The organism is Rheinheimera tangshanensis (assembly GCF_014645135.1).
GTDB classification, from domain to species: Bacteria; Pseudomonadota; Gammaproteobacteria; order Enterobacterales; family Alteromonadaceae; genus Pararheinheimera; species Pararheinheimera tangshanensis.
Genome location: NZ_BMLH01000007.1, coordinates 186,136 through 204,234 on the forward strand (window position 1 = coordinate 186,136; position 18,099 = coordinate 204,234).

The window sequence follows — 18,099 nt, forward strand, 5'->3', positions numbered from 1 at the left end:
GTTTAATTTCCTGTGCTGACTTTAGCTGAGGTTTGCTCTTCCACGGCCAAGGCTGCGGCAGCCAGCTCGGCTTTAACGCCGTCCGTTAACGCACCTTGTGGATGACGCAAAATCTGAGCACCAGAGCTTATACCGGACAAAACCTGTTGAGTTCCCCAGCGTTCATCCTTATCACCCACTTCTACTTCGGTCTTTTTCAGTTCGTTGTTGGCAAACTGCCAGACAAAGTGTTTATCGCCCTCACGGATCAACGCCGACTCTGGCACCATCAAGGCATCGCTGTTTTGCACTTCAACATGCCCCTCTGCATACAAACCTGCAACCAGCGACTGTTCTTTCAAATCCATACTGACTAACAATTGCACCTGACGGGTACTTTCATTGGCCAGTGGATTAATGCGCTCGACAGTGCCAGTGAAAAACTGACCGCTATAACCATTTACTTTAAAGGTCACTTTATTGCCTACTTTGACTTGCCCCACACGGTCAGCGGCCACATAGCCCTCAAACCTAATACTGGCAGGGTCAATCAGCACCATCAACCCCTTGCCAACCTGAGCTGTATCACCGGCAGACACTTTACGGGTTGCCACTACACCCGAAAATGGTGCTTTGACTTCAGTTTTTTCCATCTGCTGACGCGCTTCCACTAAACGAGCCCGGGCAGAGGCCAAATCAGATTGGGCTTGATTGGCTTTGTTTTCCGCCGCTTCTAAGCCTTCTTGGGTCACTAAACTCTGTTTGGACAAAGACTGCATGCGTTTAAGTTGGCGATTGGATTGCTCCAGCGTCACTATCGCCGAACGTTCGGCTTCCTGGGCTGATAGTAATTTGTCGCGGTAGGTCGTTTGGTCCAGCTTCACCAATACATCACCGGCTTTGACCATATCACCATTGTCTTTGAATACCTGCATGACGATGCCGGACACTTCTGCGTTGAGTTCAGCCTTCACCACGGGTTGCAACGACCCTGAAATCACAGGACCGCGCGCTAAATTACTTTCCGCTAAGGTGAGTAAATCCTGCCCCACTAGTTGTAATGGTTTTGCGCTGTCCTCTTGCACTTTGGCTACTTCGGGCTTAGAACAAGCCGCTAAAGCGCTGGCAACACATAAGGCGATTAATGTTAGTTTTATAGTTTTCATGGTCCCAACCCATCCGATAGTTCAAGCAAGCATAGATACTTTTTTATTAAAGCCACTATAAAACAGTCGGAAGTTTCAGTCCTGCCAAAAGGGTAACAAGTTGTAACCATTTTGGTGTACTACAGATCAGTCACAAAAAAAGCTTTTTTTGAATAGAAATCAGACAAACAACCAAAGCGAACTGGTAACAGGACACTAATTACTGCAGTATAAACAGCATTGATTGCTCAACATTGAATACAGGGAAGCTCCAGTGCCCGATAGTTTAAGTTTATTACCTGCCATTCTGGCGATAGCTGTAGTGATTTGGCGTAAGGAAGTGATACTGGCACTTATTTTAGCCGTCGCCTGTGCTGAAGTTTTATTGTATTTAAAACAGCCTGAACTAAGCGTCTTTGGTGCTTTGTTGTATGGCCCGGTGCAAAGTTTAGAACGTATAATCTCTGTCACTTCTTCAGCCGATAACAGCAGAATTTTATTGTTCTCCCTGCTGATTGGTGCCCTGATGGCCTATATGCGCGACTCAGGTGGTGTCTCTGCTATGGTCGACTGGTTCATCCGCAAAGGAATTGCCCGTACTAAACGTCAGGCTGGTTTTATCAGCTACGGCATAGGTATTCTGGTGTTTATCGAGTCTAATTTGAGTGCGTTAACCGCAGGTATAGTGTCGCGTGGTTTGTACGATAAATTCAAAATGAGTCGTGCCCGCCTGGCTTATATAGTCGACAGTACCAGTGCTCCTATTTGTATTTTAATTTTGCTCAACGGCTGGGGTGCTTATGTGTTGGGGCTGTTAAGTACTTATACCTTACCTGAATCCGCTGTCTCCGTGCTCATTGGCACTATTCCACTGAATTTTTATGCTTTGTTTACCCTGATGATGGTGTTTTACACCATCTACACCGACAAAGTTTATGGTCCGATGAAACAAGCCGAACTTGAGCTCAATACAGTCGCCAGCCATAGCGATATTGATACTCCAGCAAGTAGTGTGTCGTTGATGTTAGTGCCTTTACTGACTCTGATTGCCGGTATGGTCGGTTTTATGCTGTGGACAGGAAATGGCAGTTTAGTCGAAGGCTCGGGTGCTAAGGCTGCACTTTATGCCACTACTCTGGCTTGTGTAGTGGCTTATGGCCTGATGGCTCTGACTCGAAAATTTAACCATCAGCAACTGGTGACTATAGGTTTTAGAGGTATGGGAGAACTCTTGCCTTTAGTCAGCATAGTGCTGTTATCTTTGGCGTTAGGCAGCGCGATGAAGGATTTAGGCACTGGGGTTTATGTTGCTTCTTTTGTCAAAGAGTCCACTCCTTTGGTGTTAATTCCGGCCCTGCTTTTTATCGCTGGAGCCATTATCTCTTTTACTACGGGCACTTCATGGGGAACATTTGCCATTTTAATTCCTATAGGTATGCCTTTGGTCGAGATGCTCGGATTACCGCCTTCGCTCATTCTGGCTGCTATTTTAAGTGGTGGTATTTGGGGCGATCACTGCTCGCCCATCTCAGATACCACAGTAGTCAGTGCAGTCGCATCAGGCTGTGATTTATTAGAGCATGTAAAAACTCAGCTGCCTTATGCGCTGTTTTGTGGAGTGCTGGCACTGATCGCCTTTTTAATCAGCGGCTGGGTGATGATTGGTGGCTAAAGCGCAAACAAGCTATGGATTTATACGGGAAGTACAGTCGATGAAAACACAAGCCACAGTCGCTCTGAGCTGCATTTTGTTACTATCCTGTGCTGCCACAGAGCCACAAAAAACGCAGCCACAAGCCAAACCAATAAGCTCAGCGGCAGTGAAGTCTCAAAGCGAGATCCGGATTGAAACTGATAAACCTGCTGATATTGTGAATGTCACGACTCTCACTCAGCAAATACAGGTGAGCATGGCCTATGCTGGTCCTGATAATTTCACAGCAACACCAGTGCCTGGTTATCAGGCGAATCACTGCTATTTGCAGCAAAAAGCCGCGCAAGCTGTAGCGCAAGTTGCGATACAAGCCGCTCTTTTGGGTTATCAGTTGCAATTACTGGATTGTTACCGGCCTCAACGCGCATCCAATTATTTTCTCAGTTGGGTGGCAGATGCTTCGGATCAAAAAACCAAAGCAGCCTATTATCCTCGTCTGAATAAAGCAGACTTACATCAGGGTTATATTGCTGCACACTCGGGGCATAGCCGTGCTTCCACTGTGGATTTAACTTTACTGCGAAAAAACGCTGCGGGTCAGTGGCGCCCTGTAGATATGGGTGGTACTTATGATTTATTTGACCCTATGTCTCATTTAAATAGTACAGCTATTACCACAGAACAAAAATCCAACCGATTGTTATTAAAGGATTTAATGCAGCAGCAAGGCTTTACCCCTTACGAGCTGGAATGGTGGCATTTTACGCTGCATAACGAACGCTACCCAAACAGCTATTTTGACTTTGTGGTGAATTAAAAGGAGCTGTTATGCCCTCTTTGCGCCAGTCTGCCTCTGGCTTAGTGTTGCTGATCACTGCAGGACTTAGTGCCTGCAGTAGTACAGCCTCCCTGCACACAAAACAACACCAGCTAATAACTCAACTGTCTGCGCAATTACAACAGGCTCAACTGCCCACAGACGCGCTGGCTTTTATCGCCTACCCACTGGATAGGTCTGTAGCACCATTGGGTTATCAGTCAGACAAAGCCATGCAACCGGCTTCCACCATGAAACTCGTCACCAGTATTGTCGCACTGGAGCAATTGGGTCCGGCCTACCGGGCGAAAACTCAGTTACGCTCTTACGAAGCGCCAGCGCAAAAGATGCAACAGCCTCTGGTGCTGAAGGGTTTGGGGGATATGGACTTTAACGTGCAGGAACTCTGGTCTTTGCTACAACAGGCTTATGATCAGGGCATACGCCAAATTCCCGCTATTCAGATTGACCGCAGCTGGTTTAATCCTTCACGTCCTGAGCTAACTGCTTTGCCTTTTGATGAAACGCCACGGGAATACTATAACCTGCTGCCCGATGCTTTGTTTTTACAACGGAATATGCTGGGCATCCAACTGCAGTCCACTGCTGATAGTGTCACAGGCCAGTTTTATCCTCCACTACAAGATCTGGAGCTCATAACCAACCAGGTTGTGCTAACCGACAGCCACTGTGCAGATTGGTATCCACATCCCCATCATTTAGTCTTTAAACGCCAACCCGACAGGTTACAACTGATAGTACAGGGAGAGTTTCCGAAACATTGTCAGAAAAGGGATTATTTGCAGTTGCTCAACCGCCCGGATCTCAGTCGTTTACTGGTACAGCAGTTATGGCAACAGATTTCAGGACAAACACGAGTCCCGGTGCTGGAACAAGGCGCGACTGAGGCCACAGTGCTGCTGGCAGAACATCAAAGCCGAGCTTTAGCCGAGGTCTTACGAGACATTAATAAAAGCTCTGACAATGCCCTCACCCGCCAGCTGTATTTAGCTTTAGGCGCCCAACAAATTAACACCCCGGCTGAACGGACGGCTGACCGCTCAGAGTTACAGGTTCGCAGTTTTCTGAGCCGTATCGAACTGGATCACAGCAGCCTGGTGCTGGAGAATGGTTCGGGGTTATCCCGCACTGAACGCATTAGTCCAGAACTCATGGCGGCACTACTGCAGCATGCTTACCAGAGTCAGTATCAGCCGGAACTTATCAGCAGCATGCCAGTTGCAGGTATGGATGGCACCTTAAAACGCCGTTTTACTGAGAGCCCGGTCAAAGGCAAAGCCCGTTTAAAAACCGGCACTTTGCGTAATGTCACGGCACTCGCAGGTTTTGCCACAGACCAAAGTGGCCGCACCTGGGTTGTCGCCAGTTTTATAAACCACTCTAAAGCCAGCCGTGGCCGCGTGGTCCTGGATAGCTTGATTGAGTGGATCAGAATGCAGTCTGTGACCAATTGACGCTGTCTGACTAGAACGGACAAAAAGCAGGTCCAGCCTGCTTTTCAACCTGAGTCACCGCTTTACACCTTAAACTTCGACAATACAGCACTAAAATTCTCAGCGATGCGCTTTAAACCCTGACTGGAATCTTTGGTTGTGGCACTGTGCACCGCATTCTGTTGTGCTGCAGAATGAATATGGTTGGTTTTTTGACTGACACCATCAGCTACATCACGTTGCTCAGCCGCTGCAGTACTGATTTGGCTGTTCAGGTGATTAATTTCCTCTATGGCTTTAAGCACTAAATCCATAGCCTGACTGGCTTCAGCAGCTTTGATCTCGTTATCTTTGACCGTCGCCTGAGCCGTTGAGTTTAAGCTTTGTACTGCGTTTACACCTTGTTGTAACTGTTCAATCATACGTTTGATTTCGCCAGTGGATGACTGAGTACGGCCAGCTAATAAACGTACTTCATCGGCCACCACACTAAAACCACGGCCTTGCTCACCGGCCCGTGCGGCTTCAATCGCCGCATTCAGCGCCAGCAGGTTGGTTTGTTCGGCTATAGTGTTAATGACTTCAAGTACTTTACCGATTTCAGCACTGGAGGCTGATAAAGTAGCAATAGAGCGCTGAGACTCTTGTGAATCCAATAACTGCTGAGCGGCATTTTTCACTGACGCTTCCAGTGTCTTCATTGCACCTTGCGTCAAACGTGAGGCTTCAACACTGGCTTGTTCTGCTTGCTCGGCGTTATGAGCCACCACAGAGGCGGTTGTCGCCAGCTCATGCACAGAGGATGCGGTGACTTCCAAATCAACAGTTTGTTTCACCACCTCTGCACTGGATTCTTCTGCCACATGAGCCAGTTCTACCGAAGCCTGCACCAGACCATGAGTCATAGAGCTCAGCTCTACTATAGTTAGGCGTAATTGCTCAAGTAACTGGTCAAAACAGCGCGCCATTTCACCAAATTCGTCACTGCTGTAGTTGGAAAAACGGCGGGTTAAATCACCTTCACCTTCGGTAATAGCTTTAATAGCTCTAATAGTATCGTTGACCCGGGTCACGACGATGCTATGGGTTAACCAGTACACCACCAGTAACAGAACTATTGCTGCTATGACGATAATCAACGAGGTCTTTATCACTTCATCACGCACTTCGGCGCTGAGTTCGTCGTTGGAATACGCCAAGACTATCTGATAACCCCAGGGCGCAAACTGCTCTGTCTGAATAGTCCACTCCGGATTTTTCGTTTTTACAATCTGCTCCAGCTCTTCTGCTTTGATATGGCTGGACTGAGCACGGATAGCGCCGTTTCTGTCGAGCAAAGCAACGAAACCTGAATTCAGTAAACGGCTGGACGCCAGCAACTGACGCAAAGCTTCTAAATCGGCTTTGTAGCCCACATAACCTATCCCCACCACCTCGCCTTGTGCATTGACCAGAGGTTCATAAGCCGTAACAAAAGGGTTGCCTAAAATATCCACTGAACCATAAAAAGCATTGCCTTGACGGATAGCCGCCATTGCTGCCCCTGTGGGTGCTAATAAAGTACCTGTTGCCCGGCCAGTGTCAGTGATGACGTTGGTGGAGATCCGGACAAAATCATCGCCAGTGCGGCTGAAAAGAGTCGCAGTGCCGCCCATGATAGCTGTCAGATCATCAACCAATTGGTAGCTGTTGCCCTGAGCTTCAGAGCCTAAGATTAAATCCGGTACTTGTTGCGAACCAAAGGATAACAGCTCGCCCTGGGATACAGGTCCAAGATCGGCAATACGTTTGCGAAACAGCTTCATGCTACTTTGCACCTGCTGACTTAACAGGGCATCAGTAACAGTTAAGATATTCGTAATTTCGCGGTTTAAGCGCGCTTTATCTGTGTTAACAGCACTTTCTATCTGCTGATATTTAGAAAACGAAATCACCACAATGGAACTCAGCATCGCCAGTAAAACCAGGCCGGTGAGTGTTAACATAAATTTGCGTTGTACCGACATAAAAGTTCCTTTGTGGTTTGTGATTACCTTTACTAAAGGCGACCTGGATCAAAGTATTACGTAATAAAATAGTTTAGCCTGTAAAGTTTTGCGTCACTGGAAAGGCTTTTTAAAATCAAAAAAAGGCCAGTCACAAGGACTGGCCCCGCAAACCCAGCAAAGAAAAGGGTTCTGCTGTTTCAGGACATTCATCGAGAATGAGGGTATACACCCAGTTTTCGTAACCAACATCCCTATTTGCTACGAAATATTTAGTCCGGTCGCACCCGGGCTAAAACGATACAGATCCTGACGCCAGACTAAGATGATTTAATAAAAAGTTATGGTTAAAACAATACCACAACATTTCATTTTTATCATTTTATTCAATAAAGCGGCAGAAATCCAACTAGTTTCTTTACTTTTATCAATGTAACCGTTTGCATAATAACTTAATTATGCCAGAGTCGGCTTTGAAACAGAACGCAAATTGTTAATTTCGTACATTAATCGCACAGCTCTTTGACTGGTATGCGCAGCTGGAATCAATCATTGCCAACAGATTTTGAATACGTTTCAATGGCAATTGAAATTAATCCATTAGCCTTCAGAGAAACCATGACCTCCACTTTTGTTGCTTTAGACTGGCTGGTGTTCGTTTTGTATTTTGTGCTGCTGACCCTAACTGGCTGGTGGATTAATCGTAGTGGCGCAAAAAATAGTCAGGAGTATTTTATTGGCAGCCACAACATACCAACCTGGCTGGCAGCCATATCCGTTCTGGCTACAGCACAATCTGCGGCTACTTTTTTAGGTGGACCTGATAGTGGGTATCGTAGCAACCTGACCTACCTTGCCAGCACTTTTGGTGCTTTAATGGCGGCGTTTTTTGTTGGTTACTTTTTAATTCCTCGCTTTTACCGCTACAAAGTCAGCACTGTCTATGAATTGCTTGAACTACGCTTTGGCAGCAGAGCAAAAAAACAAGCTGGCTTGATGTATTTGTTTGGCCGTATTTTTGCCAACGGTGCCAGGCTTTATATGGCAGCTATCGCAGTGTCGATGATTTTATTTACCGATATAGCCTTGCAGCATGTCATTTGCTCCATCGCCCTGCTTTGCCTGGTCTCTTTGCTGTATTCCATTTTTGGCGGTATTAAATCTGTGATTTATGGTGATGCTTTGCAGTGTTTTGTTTATGTTGGAGCTGCTGTTCTGGTGCTGTTGTATTTATGGAGCTCAATTCCGGCCGATTTTTCAAGCGTTTGGCAGGCTTTAGATCGTCCACCGCACAATGCAGCAAGTAAACTAACCTTGATAGATACCAACTGGGATTTCAGTTCCGCCGGAGCCTTTAACATCTACTCCAGTGTCACTGGCTTGTTTTTACTTTATATCGCTTCTTTTGGCTTGGACCAGGATTTAACCCAACGGGCTTTAACCTGCAAAAATGCCCGTCAGGGTTCGTTAGCTATTCTCTGGTCGGTGGTATTGGTGGTGCCTGTCACGCTGGTCTTTATGCTGATTGGTTTTTTGCTGCATATCTTTTACCAAAGGCCCGACTTGATGGCGGGTTCTGGCGCCGTGATGCAAAGCAGTCAATTCAGCGGCGAAACTATCACTGTGTTTTTGTATTACGTCCTGCATGAAATGCCGGCTGGTTTGCGTGGTTTAGTCACAGTAGGCGTAATAGCTGCCGCTGTGTCTACTCTGACATCTGGCTTAAACTCTATGGCGTCTGTGATTATTCAGGATTTATATAAGCCTTGGCAGCAACAACGACAGCTGAAATCAGAGCAGTATTATGTGGGTGCTGCGCGCATCTCCATGTTGTGCTGCGCAATAGCTTTGGCTTTGATGGCGTTGCTGTGTTTTTACTGGCAGCAAAGCAGCGATATGCCACTGCTGACTTTTGCGTTGGGCGTGATGGTCTTTAGCTACAGTGGTCTGCTTGGGGTCTATGCCAGTGCGCTCTTTAGTCAGCGAGGCAGCCCGACATCCGTTTTAGCGGCTTTACTTGGTGGTTTTATTATTACCCTTTTGATGCAGCCTTATCTGCAAAGCTACTATTTACCACCAGACTGGCAGTTTGATTTAGCCTTTAGCTGGCAACTCTGTATAGGTTTTGCCTGCTCTTTTATCATTTGCCAGTTGGGGAAAAGTAGTGACTCAGTGGCTAGGACAGAACTAAATGGAGTGCCCGCCTGATGCGTATGACTCTGCTGTTACTTTGTTTCGCCGCCACCTGTTTTACTCAAGCCGAAGCACTACAAACTGGTGCCGAGCAGCTCGTGAATCAGCCTGATATCTCTCCTGTTGAGCTAAAAGCCAAACACATAGCTTTGGTAGCGAATCAAAGCTCGCTTGTGGGCGGTACTCATCTGTTGGAGCTTTTACTGCAACAAGGCCTTCAGGTCAAAACGGTATTCTCACCCGAACATGGTTTTCGTGGTAACGCCGATGCAGGAGCCAAAGTAGACAACAGCATAGATCCAGAGACTGGTGTAGCAGTAGTGTCATTGTATGGCCAACATAAAAAACCAAAGGTTGAAGCGTTAAAAGGCATCAACCTGCTCATTTTTGATGTACAGGATGTGGGGGTACGGTATTACACCTATTTATCCACTTTGCATTATGTGATGGAAGCCGCAGCAGAGCAGGATATTCCTCTGCTGGTACTGGACAGACCCAATCCGAATGGTGCTTATGTTGACGGGCCTGTGCTTGAAAACCACTACCAGTCTTTTGTTGGGATGCACCCTATCCCACTTTTACATGGTATGACACTGGGTGAGCTGGCGCTGATGATCAAAGGCGAAGCTTGGATTAACAAAGCGGAGCAATTAAAGCTTTTCGTATTACCGATAAAAAACTATCAGCGGGACATACCATATGATTTGCCAGTGCGGCCAAGTCCCAATCTGCCGAATGCTCAGGCAGTGGTTTTATATCCCTCTTTAGGATTTTTTGAAGCAACGCCTTTAAGTATCGGCCGTGGCACTGACTTTCCATTTCAGGTGCTGGGTTACACCAATCCGCCTTTAGGCCCTTTTGCTTTTAGCCCTGTCGCTAAAGCTGGCGCAGCATTAACCCCCCCCTTGAAAAACCAACTGGTGTTAGGACAAGATTTGCGTAAAGTAAAAGCGGGAGGCCTGGATTTAAGTTATTTAATTCAGGCACAGGCGCTTTTTGCCAAACATCAGCTGAAGCTATTTAACTCGCCGGATTTTATGGATAAGTTATCTGGTACGAGTAAGCTCAGACAACAGGTAGAACAAGGCTGGAGCGAAGCACAAATCCGCCAGAGCTGGCAGGCGGATCTGCAAAAATTCAGGCAGCAACGCAGGCCCTATTTATTGTATCCGGATCATCCGCTTTAAGCCGGAAACAGCTCAGCCATCTGCGCTAAAGTGGCACCAGTCACTCTATTAATGCGCCAGTCGTGCAGCATCACAGCCCCCAACGACTGATAGAAGTCGATAGCAGGCTGATTCCAGTCCAAAACAGACCATTCCAGACGGCCACAATCGCGTTCAACCGCCAGCTTCGCCAGATAAGTAATCAAGGCTTTACCGACACCCACGCCACGGCAAGCAGGCTCAACAAATAAGTCTTCCAGATAAATTCCTGGTTTGGCCAAAAAGGTAGAATAGTTATGGAAAAACAGCGCAAAACCTACGTCTTTTCCCTGATAATTTGCCAGCACCACTTCAGCATAAGCTTTATCTGCAAATAAGGTATCACGCAGCTTTTGTTCAGTCGCTACCACCTGATCCGACAGCTTTTCATAATCAGCCAGCTGTTGAATAAAACTTAAAATAGCGGGCACATCAGCTTCAGTCGCCAAACGCAGTTCAAGGCCATCAATACGGGTTGAAATAATGCTCATCAGAATTCCTTAACAAAGAAGTGGGTCAGAAAAATAACAACACAAAAACAAAGGGGTCAGAGTCATTAATCCGCTATCAGCACATCAATGACTCTGACCCCTTGGCCGGCAACGAACTAATTACTTAGCGCGGCTGCGGTATTCGTCAGTACGGGTATCGATTTCAATCTTGTCGCCGATTTCAACGAAAGCAGGAACCATTAATTCGAAACCTGTGTCCAGCTTAGCTGGCTTCATCACTTTACCTGAAGTATCGCCACGTGCAGCTGGTTCAGAGTAAACCACTTCACGTACTACGAATGGAGGCAAGTCAACAGAGATAGCGCGCTCGCCGTAGAATACGACTGAACACTGCATATCAGGAACCAGATACTTCAGAGCTTCAGTCATGTTTTCAGCTTCGATCTCGTACTGGTTGTACTCAGCATCCATGAATACATACATTGGATCTGCGTAGTAAGAATAAGTTACTTCTTTGGTGTCTAACATAACTTGTTCAAACTTGTCGTCAGCACGGTATACAGTCTCAAGACCGCCACCAGTTAACAGACCTTTCATTTTCATTTTTACAACAGCAGCGTTACGGCCAGATTTGTTAAATTCAGCTTTCTGAACAACCATTGGCTCGTTGTTGACCATGATTACCTGGCCAGCGCGTACTTCTTGAGCAGTCTTCATCATAATTGAAATATCTTCTTGTTAGGAAAAATTGCGCGACATTATAAATTTATTTTCGGCAAAACGCACGAGGTTGCTGGCAAGATCTTGCTGTTGTGTTAAATATTCCTGCCATTTTTTGTTATGCACCTGAATTTGCTCACTAAAATTACTAAATAAACTGAATTCTGCACTGATATCCTGCTCCAGATTCCAGGCCATATGCAGCTTTTCTATACAGTCCTTTTGTTGTGGTGGTGCGTGCTGCAAGTACTTGTCCAAAAAGGCCTGTAGTTTGATTAAGTGGGCCTGCTCTTCCTGCCGGTAAATTTGCCAGATAAAAGGTCGCCCAGCCCAGTGAGCGCGGATCACCGAGTCTTCACCCCGGACAAAATTAATATCGCAGCACGCCAGCAATTGGTCGTACATAGGCTGTGGCATAAAATCTAAAATGCGGATACTTAACGACTTATCATCAAAACGGCCTGTTTTTAGTTCGGAGTAAAGTTGGGTTAAATCTGTCGCCAGCTGGCCTTGAGGCACCAGCAACAAGGTACTTTGTGCTGACCTGGCTAATAACTCAAGCCAGGGACGGATCTGCGACTGACTGTAAGCAAATAAAGAGATTTTTTGCTGATAATTCATGGCGTCCACAAGGCCGAGCTGTTGCCAGAACTCTTGCTGTAGTTCAGTTGAGTCTCGCAGTTTGGTCAAAGAATCAACCCGCCCCTGCTCTCTTAATAAGCCACCTGTTTGCTCAGTAAAACCCGGGAAAAAGAAATACTTTTGCAGCGGTAAATAAGAATGAGGCGAAGGCAAGGCATGACAACCATGTACCCAGTCTTCCGCCGACAGGTATTCCAGATTCAGCCATAAAGCTTTGTCAGTAAAAGAAGCCATCCACTGTAAATAAGATGGCGGAATAGTGCAGGCTAACGCTTCTATCACCAAATCCGGTTTATCTGACTCTGTAAGCGTTGGCAATACCGCAGTCCAATGCCTGACCATTACATCATGTTGCCACTGACTGGCAAGGCTTGGGTTTACGCTGTGACAGATTTTCTGAAAGCTGGCTAAGTCATCAACCCATAAGGTCACCTGCCATTGGTGTTCATTCTGTAATTGCCTGGCTAAACGCCAGCAAATGCCAATGTCACCAAAGTTATCGACCACAGAGCAGAACAAATCGCAGCGCATGCTTTACCTTTCAGATCAGTTGGCTTAGTAACGCTTTTAACGCTTTTGCCATTAAATACAGGGTGGCGATACTAAGCAGCAGACAGCCCCAAAGCAAGAGCTGATACCATAATTTATGTGCGCTTTGTTTTAGTTTTTGCCAAAAACTCTGTGGTGTTTGCCAGTCCGGTAATTGTCTGAATAGCAACAAAGCCAGCCAGGCCAGTAACACCCAGCCGAGTAACACCACAGATAACAACAGAGCAACTTCAAACGCGACTGAAGGGCCTTGCAGAAGGTAATAGACCCCAAAACTAAGTGCATAAAGACCCAGGAAGACCAGACCAAAACGCCAGACATAAAGCCGCTCTGCCACTTGCTGTGCCTTATTGAGCAATTTCATGCTTGTGACAGCTCTGTGGGAACGGGAAATAAAGGCACCAGCCCTGCTTGCCCTGTCATATCCGCCACTAACCAGATTTGTTCAAACGGATGTTGGGCTGGAATTTTTAATAAATGGGGGGTCTGTTCCAGTTCTTGTGCATGCCAGTCCGGGTGTGCATTACGGATCACTAACCAGACCCTTTCTGAGTCATAACTTTTTTGCGCTTTATTACTGATAAGTTTATCCAGTGCCAGCAATAAACGATCAGCCAGCGGACATTGGCGAAGAGACTGCAATGCCTCCTGTGTCCCCCCTTTGAGTTCACGGCCAAGAATTTTCATAGCCTCAGCCTCACTGCCATACAAGTGAGCTATTTCCAGATCCAACCGCTGTTGGTCCAGATAACAGGAAACGTCAGGCTTCGCCGGTTCGTTATGCCAGATGTGCTGCATTTTGACACCAAACTTGTGCTGGTAAAGCCGCATAAAAATTCTGGCAGCCTGATGTTCCAGCGCTATTTTTTCTTCACTACTGCTTTTCATCTTACCCAAGGGCGTTGTGTTTCGTATAAGCTTGTATCTTAACGAAAAAGTCAGGTGGTTATGTATTTTTTATTCGCTGTGGTGATCTCTTTGCTGGCACTGCCCTCCGGAGCGTCGGAGTCGGCATGGATTTCTTTGAAAACTAAAGCCGGCATTAGTTTGAGTTACCGATATAACCCGAAGCTGGAAGTCAAAGCCAGTGCTTTTTATCCCGGCAATCCAGAGCGCTTTTTATTGTTACTCAAAGATACCAAATCCGTCAGGCGCTGGCTGAAACAAAGTGAGAGCGCCAGTTTGTTGGATGGCAGTACAGAGCGGCACTGGAAGGTCTATAGCCGCTTTAAAGCAGTCTGGCCCGTCAGCCCACGGGATATGGTGACCTGTGCCGATGTCATCAAAAAGGAAAAAGAGCAACAAATCCAAATCACCGATTGCTCAGATTTAGTAGCAGAAGCTAAAAACTATGTGAGAATTCGGGACGTGAAAGCAGTCTGGACTTTAACTGCCAAAGATCAGGGGTTTGAGCTGCAGTATCAGGGCAGTGCCGACCCTGGTGGTGAATTACCTGAATGGCTGGTAAAACAACTGACCTTAAGCTCGTTACGTGCCAGTTTTGTGGCTTTTAAAACTGAATTAAAACGCCCGGTTGATCAAACAAAACCAATCGAAGTTATTCGTTAGATTGAACCTGTTTTTGTTTTAACTGCTCATAAGCACCGGCATTCGTCACATTGTTGTATCCCATGCGCCGGAGGGTCTCTAATGCAATACCTGAACGGCGACCACTGCGGCAGTACAACTGAATGTCCTGGGTTTTATCAGCACTGATAGTCGTAATTTTTTGTTCAATTTCATCAAAAGGAATATGAACAGCGCCTTCTAAATGCCCAGCCCTGTATTCTTCAGCGGTACGCACATCAATCCATAGACTTTGAGCCAGAGCCGTTGGCCCGCATAGTAACAACAGCACTACCAGTAATTTTTTCATCGTCAAAGTCCTTAGCAATTTAATAACAACAGCACTGAGCCAGTGATAACAAGCGAAGTGTAGACTAAAAACTTAAGCGATAACAAAAAGATAAACTCTGAATAATCAACATTTACAGCATCCACTGTGCATAAAGCTCAGCCAGCACAGGCCCTACCGATACCACCAATAAAAGTGCCATAGCCCAGTTAAAAACACGCTGATACAAAGGTTGATTGAGTACTGAACGAAGCAAAGCGCCACAGGTTAACCAGACTCCCACACAAGGGAAACTGACCAGTAAAAAGGCGGTCGTGATTTGAGTCACATCCCACCAGGCGTTGCCGGAGACAGTCGTAAAAGCTGCCACAGCACCGGAGGCCATGATCCAGGCTTTGCCATTGACCCACTGAAATAAAGCAGCTTGCAAAAAACTAAAAGGTTTAGCGTCTGAGCCTTCAATACTGCTGGGCGTGCTGGAACCAATTTTCCAGGCCAGCCACAGTAAATACAACACACCTATGATTTTGATCCAGAGATGCAGCTGGGGAAAACGTTCAAATACCACGCCAAAACCTAAACCAACCAACAACACCATCAACGGGAAACCAAAACAAATACCGAAAAAATGCGGCAGGCTGGCTTTAACACCATAGTTCACGCCGGAGGACAACATCATGATGTTGTTCGGACCTGGGGTGATGGTGGTAGAAAAGGCAAAAAACAGTACGGCGAAAAAAACGTCCACTTCGACTCCGGATCGCAAGAGGTTAATGCGTTGAATCTAAAGCAGATCAGGCTAGTAATACAACAAAAAAATAGTTAATTCGGCTTGTACCAGAGGACTGACTCCCTCAGCGGCGTTTCCGGAGGTAACAATGGGTTTTGAAGTTCAACCAGTTTACGCTCTGACAACCTCATTGTTTTTAACTGACTGACAAAGTGTTTTTGGAACAATAGATCAAAGCTGCCATCTTTGAGTGCCTTGCGTAAACCCGACTCAATTTTTTCTGCCAGTTGCGGATTTTTATTCGACACAAAAAAATACACAGCCCCCGGATAATGCAGCAGCCAATCGGTTTCAATATCTAGCCCTTGCGCTGCAAAAAGTTGCTGCTCAGCTTCTATTTCCAGCACACTGCGTGGCACCGCATCCACTCTTTTGTGTAGCAACATCTGAAACAAACTCTGATAGCTGGAAGCGTTCAGCACTTTAAATTTGTTCTGACGCAAAACATCGGTGTCTACCCAGTCATGCACCTGCGACAGCATGAGCTGTTTCAGTGCAGCGTCATCTTTTAAAGCGCTGAACTTTGCCTGATCTTCACCTCTGATCAGTAACAACCTGTAGCTACCCAGGCCTTTGTAAATGGGGATACGTATAGGTAAAAAGCGTTTTTCACGCTCAATAGATGTCATGGTCCAGACTACATCCAGTTCAAGGCCGGTTTCCAATAAATGCAAAGCCCGGCTTTTGGACACTCGCGCAGAAGTACTTTGCAAAGTGGCAGTACTGCCGGCTTTTTTTAAAGCAAGTTCAAGTAAAGCAATAGGATAGTTTGAACGTTTATCAGCTGAATCTTCGATGGCTGGATAACGCACAATGTCAGCAGACAACGAGTTTAAGGGAAAAAACGCCAGACAAAGCAGCAGATAAAAGCGCGATCTGTACATCAGGCATATCCTGAAAAATGAACTGCTTAGAGTCTAGAAGAAATCGGGTCAGAGTAAAATTAGACCAGTAGGTTTAATTTTACTCTGACCCGAATGAAAGGTTTTAATCTTCGAAGAAGGTGTCGCGCAGCGCTACGGTGCGGTTAAAGACTAAATGATCTGGCGTTGAATCTTTGTTGTCGGCACAGTAATACCCTTCCCGCTCAAACTGGAAAGCTTTTTCTGCTTCAGCTGTTTTTAAGCTTGGCTCAACCCAACCTGTTTTCACTGTAAGTGAGGCCGGGTTAATCACAGCTAAAAAGTCTTCTTCAGCAGCAGGGTTTGCCACTGTGAATAACTTGTCGTAAATACGGAATTCAGCAGGCACAGCTTGTGACGCTTCTACCCAGTGAATCACACCACGCACTTTACGGCCATCGGCTGGATTCACACCTAAAGTCTCCGGATCGTACGAACAAATCAGTTCAACAATATCGCCGGCTTCGTTTTTAATCACTTCATCAGCACGAATCACATAAGCGCCACGTAAGCGTACTTCGCCCCCTGTCACCATACGTTTGTACTTTTTATTGGCTTCTTCACGGAAGTCGGCACGATCTATATATAAAGTACGGCCAAAGGGTACTTTACGGCTGCCCATGCTTTCTTCTTTTGGATGGTTATGAACCTCTAACCATTCCACATCGGCGCCGTTGTAGTTGCTGATGGTGACTTTTAACGGATCAATGACCGCCATAGCCCGCGGTGCATTGGCGTCGAGATCTTCACGGATACAAGAGTCCAAAGCGCTGATTTCAATCATGTTGTCTTGTTTGGTGACACCAATACGTTTTGCGAATTCACGTAGTGACGCTGGCGTAAAACCGCGGCGACGTAAACCTGCAATAGTAGGCATACGAGGGTCATCCCAACCTGCAACATGACCACCCTCGACCAGCGTATGTAGCTTACGTTTACTCATCACCTGATACTCAAGGTTCAGACGAGAGAATTCGATTTGCTGTGGATGACAATCAATAGTGATGTTATCCAAAATCCAGTCGTATAAACGACGGTTGTCCTGGAATTCCAGCGTACATAGCGAATGGGTAATGCCTTCCAGCGCATCGGAAATACAGTGGGTGAAGTCGTACATTGGATAAATGCACCACTTGTCACCGGTTTGATGGTGGTGAGCAAACTTAACGCGGTAAATCACCGGGTCGCGCATACAGATAAAAGCTGAGCTCATATCAATTTTAGCGCGCAGCGAACACTCGCCTTCTTTAAAACCACCGGCTCGCATTTTTTCAAACAAGGCCAGGTTTTCTGCAGGTGAAGTGTCACGGGTTGGGCTATTTTTACCAGGCTGAGTTAAATTGCCACGGTATTCACGCATTTGTTCAGCATTTAAAAAACAAACATAAGCCAAACCTTTGTTAATCAGCTCCACCGCATAACCATATAAGGTATCAAAGTAATCTGAGGAATAACGCACATGACCAGACCAGTGAAAGCCTAACCATTGCACGTCTTGCTGAATTGAATTTACAAAGTCGATGTCTTCTTTTTCAGGATTGGTGTCGTCAAAACGCAAGTTACACTGACCGTTGTAATCCTGCGCTATACCAAAGTTCAGACAAATCGATTTGGCATGACCTATGTGCAGATAACCATTCGGCTCTGGCGGGAAACGGGTAACAGTGGTGTTGTGTTTACCTGAAGCCAGATCGGCATCGATGATCTGACGAATAAAGTTAGTGGGGCGATGTTCAACGTCCGCCATAAAATTCAAA

Annotated in this window: 17 protein-coding genes; 6 read left to right on the top strand and 11 right to left on the bottom strand. The window is 46.3% G+C overall.

Annotation, left to right across the window (positions count from 1 at the left end):
• Window positions 1-2: 2 nt before the first annotated feature.
• Window positions 3-1,145, bottom strand: a complete 1,143-nt coding sequence (locus tag IEW88_RS13890) for an efflux RND transporter periplasmic adaptor subunit (protein WP_147904638.1) — start codon at window positions 1,143-1,145, stop codon at window positions 3-5.
• Between the two features lie 253 nt (window positions 1,146-1,398).
• On the opposite strand from IEW88_RS13890, the gene IEW88_RS13895 reads away from it, so the two are divergent.
• Genes IEW88_RS13895 through dacB form a run of 3 tightly spaced genes read left to right on the top strand, consistent with a single transcriptional unit; the run spans window position 1,399 to window position 5,070 of the window.
• A complete protein-coding gene (locus tag IEW88_RS13895) occupies window positions 1,399-2,796 on the top strand; it encodes a Na+/H+ antiporter NhaC family protein (protein WP_147904637.1) in 1,398 nt (465 codons plus the stop codon).
• 40 nt (window positions 2,797-2,836) lie between these two features.
• The gene (locus tag IEW88_RS13900; protein WP_147904636.1) at window positions 2,837-3,595 is read left to right on the top strand and encodes a M15 family metallopeptidase; all 759 of its coding nucleotides are present in this window, start codon (window positions 2,837-2,839) and stop codon (window positions 3,593-3,595) included.
• An 11-nt stretch (window positions 3,596-3,606) separates the two neighbouring features.
• Window positions 3,607-5,070, top strand: coding sequence for a D-alanyl-D-alanine carboxypeptidase/D-alanyl-D-alanine endopeptidase (dacB, locus tag IEW88_RS13905; RefSeq protein WP_147904635.1), 1,464 nt, complete (start codon window positions 3,607-3,609; stop codon window positions 5,068-5,070).
• Window positions 5,071-5,132: 62 nt separating this feature from the next.
• On the opposite strand, the gene IEW88_RS13910 is transcribed toward dacB, so the two are convergent.
• A complete protein-coding gene (locus IEW88_RS13910; protein WP_147904634.1) occupies window positions 5,133-7,055 on the bottom strand; it encodes a methyl-accepting chemotaxis protein in 1,923 nt (640 codons plus the stop codon).
• Between the two features lie 558 nt (window positions 7,056-7,613).
• On the opposite strand from IEW88_RS13910, the gene IEW88_RS13915 reads away from it, so the two are divergent.
• Both IEW88_RS13915 and IEW88_RS13920 read left to right on the top strand, forming a co-directional pair.
• Window positions 7,614-9,242 (top strand): sodium:solute symporter, encoded by a 1,629-nt coding sequence (locus tag IEW88_RS13915; RefSeq protein ID WP_229670495.1) that lies wholly within the window; start codon window positions 7,614-7,616, stop codon window positions 9,240-9,242.
• Window positions 9,242-10,414, top strand: a complete 1,173-nt coding sequence (locus IEW88_RS13920) for an exo-beta-N-acetylmuramidase NamZ family protein (protein WP_147904633.1) — start codon at window positions 9,242-9,244, stop codon at window positions 10,412-10,414. Before IEW88_RS13915 ends, IEW88_RS13920 begins: the two co-directional genes overlap by 1 nt.
• On the opposite strand, the gene IEW88_RS13925 is transcribed toward IEW88_RS13920, so the two are convergent.
• The 5 genes from IEW88_RS13925 to IEW88_RS13945 form a co-directional block, all read right to left on the bottom strand.
• A complete protein-coding gene (locus IEW88_RS13925) occupies window positions 10,411-10,923 on the bottom strand; it encodes a GNAT family N-acetyltransferase (RefSeq protein WP_053424959.1) in 513 nt (170 codons plus the stop codon). The two genes, IEW88_RS13920 and IEW88_RS13925, sit on opposite strands and share 4 nt — an antisense overlap.
• Window positions 10,924-11,043: 120 nt before the next feature.
• Window positions 11,044-11,604: an elongation factor P gene (gene efp, locus IEW88_RS13930; protein ID WP_425543299.1), complete on the bottom strand. Its 561-nt coding sequence runs from the start codon at window positions 11,602-11,604 to the stop codon at window positions 11,044-11,046.
• Between the two features lie 18 nt (window positions 11,605-11,622).
• The gene (gene earP, locus IEW88_RS13935) at window positions 11,623-12,777 is read right to left on the bottom strand and encodes an elongation factor P maturation arginine rhamnosyltransferase EarP (RefSeq protein WP_147904632.1); all 1,155 of its coding nucleotides are present in this window, start codon (window positions 12,775-12,777) and stop codon (window positions 11,623-11,625) included.
• Window positions 12,778-12,787: 10 nt separating this feature from the next.
• Window positions 12,788-13,159, bottom strand: coding sequence for a hypothetical protein (locus IEW88_RS13940; protein ID WP_053424957.1), 372 nt, complete (start codon window positions 13,157-13,159; stop codon window positions 12,788-12,790).
• Entirely contained in the window at window positions 13,156-13,683 is a 528-nt protein-coding gene (locus tag IEW88_RS13945) for a hypothetical protein (protein ID WP_147904631.1), read from the bottom strand. The genes IEW88_RS13940 and IEW88_RS13945 overlap by 4 nt, the downstream gene beginning before the upstream one ends.
• Before the next feature lie 60 nt (window positions 13,684-13,743).
• Here IEW88_RS13945 and IEW88_RS13950 point away from each other — a divergent pair, with 60 nt between their 5' ends.
• A complete protein-coding gene (locus IEW88_RS13950) occupies window positions 13,744-14,364 on the top strand; it encodes an START domain-containing protein (RefSeq protein ID WP_147904630.1) in 621 nt (206 codons plus the stop codon).
• Here IEW88_RS13950 and IEW88_RS13955 read toward each other — a convergent pair.
• The 4 genes from IEW88_RS13955 to glnS form a co-directional block, all read right to left on the bottom strand.
• Complete coding sequence (locus IEW88_RS13955) at window positions 14,354-14,671, bottom strand: rhodanese-like domain-containing protein (RefSeq protein WP_147904629.1); 318 nt, start codon at window positions 14,669-14,671, stop codon at window positions 14,354-14,356. The two genes, IEW88_RS13950 and IEW88_RS13955, sit on opposite strands and share 11 nt — an antisense overlap.
• Before the next feature lie 112 nt (window positions 14,672-14,783).
• Window positions 14,784-15,398: a LysE family translocator gene (locus tag IEW88_RS13960; protein ID WP_053424953.1), complete on the bottom strand. Its 615-nt coding sequence runs from the start codon at window positions 15,396-15,398 to the stop codon at window positions 14,784-14,786.
• A gap of 74 nt (window positions 15,399-15,472) precedes the next feature.
• Window positions 15,473-16,324 carry a substrate-binding periplasmic protein gene (locus IEW88_RS13965; RefSeq protein ID WP_147904628.1) on the bottom strand — a complete coding sequence of 284 codons (852 nt, stop codon included), beginning with the start codon at window positions 16,322-16,324 and terminating at the stop codon, window positions 15,473-15,475.
• Between the two features lie 103 nt (window positions 16,325-16,427).
• Entirely contained in the window at window positions 16,428-18,089 is a 1,662-nt protein-coding gene (gene glnS / locus IEW88_RS13970; RefSeq protein WP_053424951.1) for a glutamine--tRNA ligase, read from the bottom strand.
• Window positions 18,090-18,099: the final 10 nt, after the last annotated feature.

Coding starts and splice junctions, on each gene's coding strand:
- IEW88_RS13890 (WP_147904638.1), bottom strand. CDS start 1,145: ATGAAAACTATAAAACTAACATTAATCGCCTTATGTGTTGCCAGCGCT.
- IEW88_RS13900 (WP_147904636.1), top strand. CDS start 2,837: ATGAAAACACAAGCCACAGTCGCTCTGAGCTGCATTTTGTTACTATCC.
- dacB (WP_147904635.1), top strand. CDS start 3,607: ATGCCCTCTTTGCGCCAGTCTGCCTCTGGCTTAGTGTTGCTGATCACT.
- IEW88_RS13910 (WP_147904634.1), bottom strand. CDS start 7,055: ATGTCGGTACAACGCAAATTTATGTTAACACTCACCGGCCTGGTTTTA.
- IEW88_RS13915 (WP_229670495.1), top strand. CDS start 7,614: ATGGCAATTGAAATTAATCCATTAGCCTTCAGAGAAACCATGACCTCC.
- IEW88_RS13920 (WP_147904633.1), top strand. CDS start 9,242: ATGCGTATGACTCTGCTGTTACTTTGTTTCGCCGCCACCTGTTTTACT.
- IEW88_RS13925 (WP_053424959.1), bottom strand. CDS start 10,923: ATGAGCATTATTTCAACCCGTATTGATGGCCTTGAACTGCGTTTGGCG.
- efp (WP_425543299.1), bottom strand. CDS start 11,604: ATGATGAAGACTGCTCAAGAAGTACGCGCTGGCCAGGTAATCATGGTC.
- earP (WP_147904632.1), bottom strand. CDS start 12,777: ATGCGCTGCGATTTGTTCTGCTCTGTGGTCGATAACTTTGGTGACATT.
- IEW88_RS13940 (WP_053424957.1), bottom strand. CDS start 13,159: ATGAAATTGCTCAATAAGGCACAGCAAGTGGCAGAGCGGCTTTATGTC.
- IEW88_RS13945 (WP_147904631.1), bottom strand. CDS start 13,683: ATGAAAAGCAGTAGTGAAGAAAAAATAGCGCTGGAACATCAGGCTGCC.
- IEW88_RS13950 (WP_147904630.1), top strand. CDS start 13,744: ATGTATTTTTTATTCGCTGTGGTGATCTCTTTGCTGGCACTGCCCTCC.
- IEW88_RS13955 (WP_147904629.1), bottom strand. CDS start 14,671: ATGAAAAAATTACTGGTAGTGCTGTTGTTACTATGCGGGCCAACGGCT.
- IEW88_RS13965 (WP_147904628.1), bottom strand. CDS start 16,324: ATGTACAGATCGCGCTTTTATCTGCTGCTTTGTCTGGCGTTTTTTCCC.
- glnS (WP_053424951.1), bottom strand. CDS start 18,089: ATGGCGGACGTTGAACATCGCCCCACTAACTTTATTCGTCAGATCATC.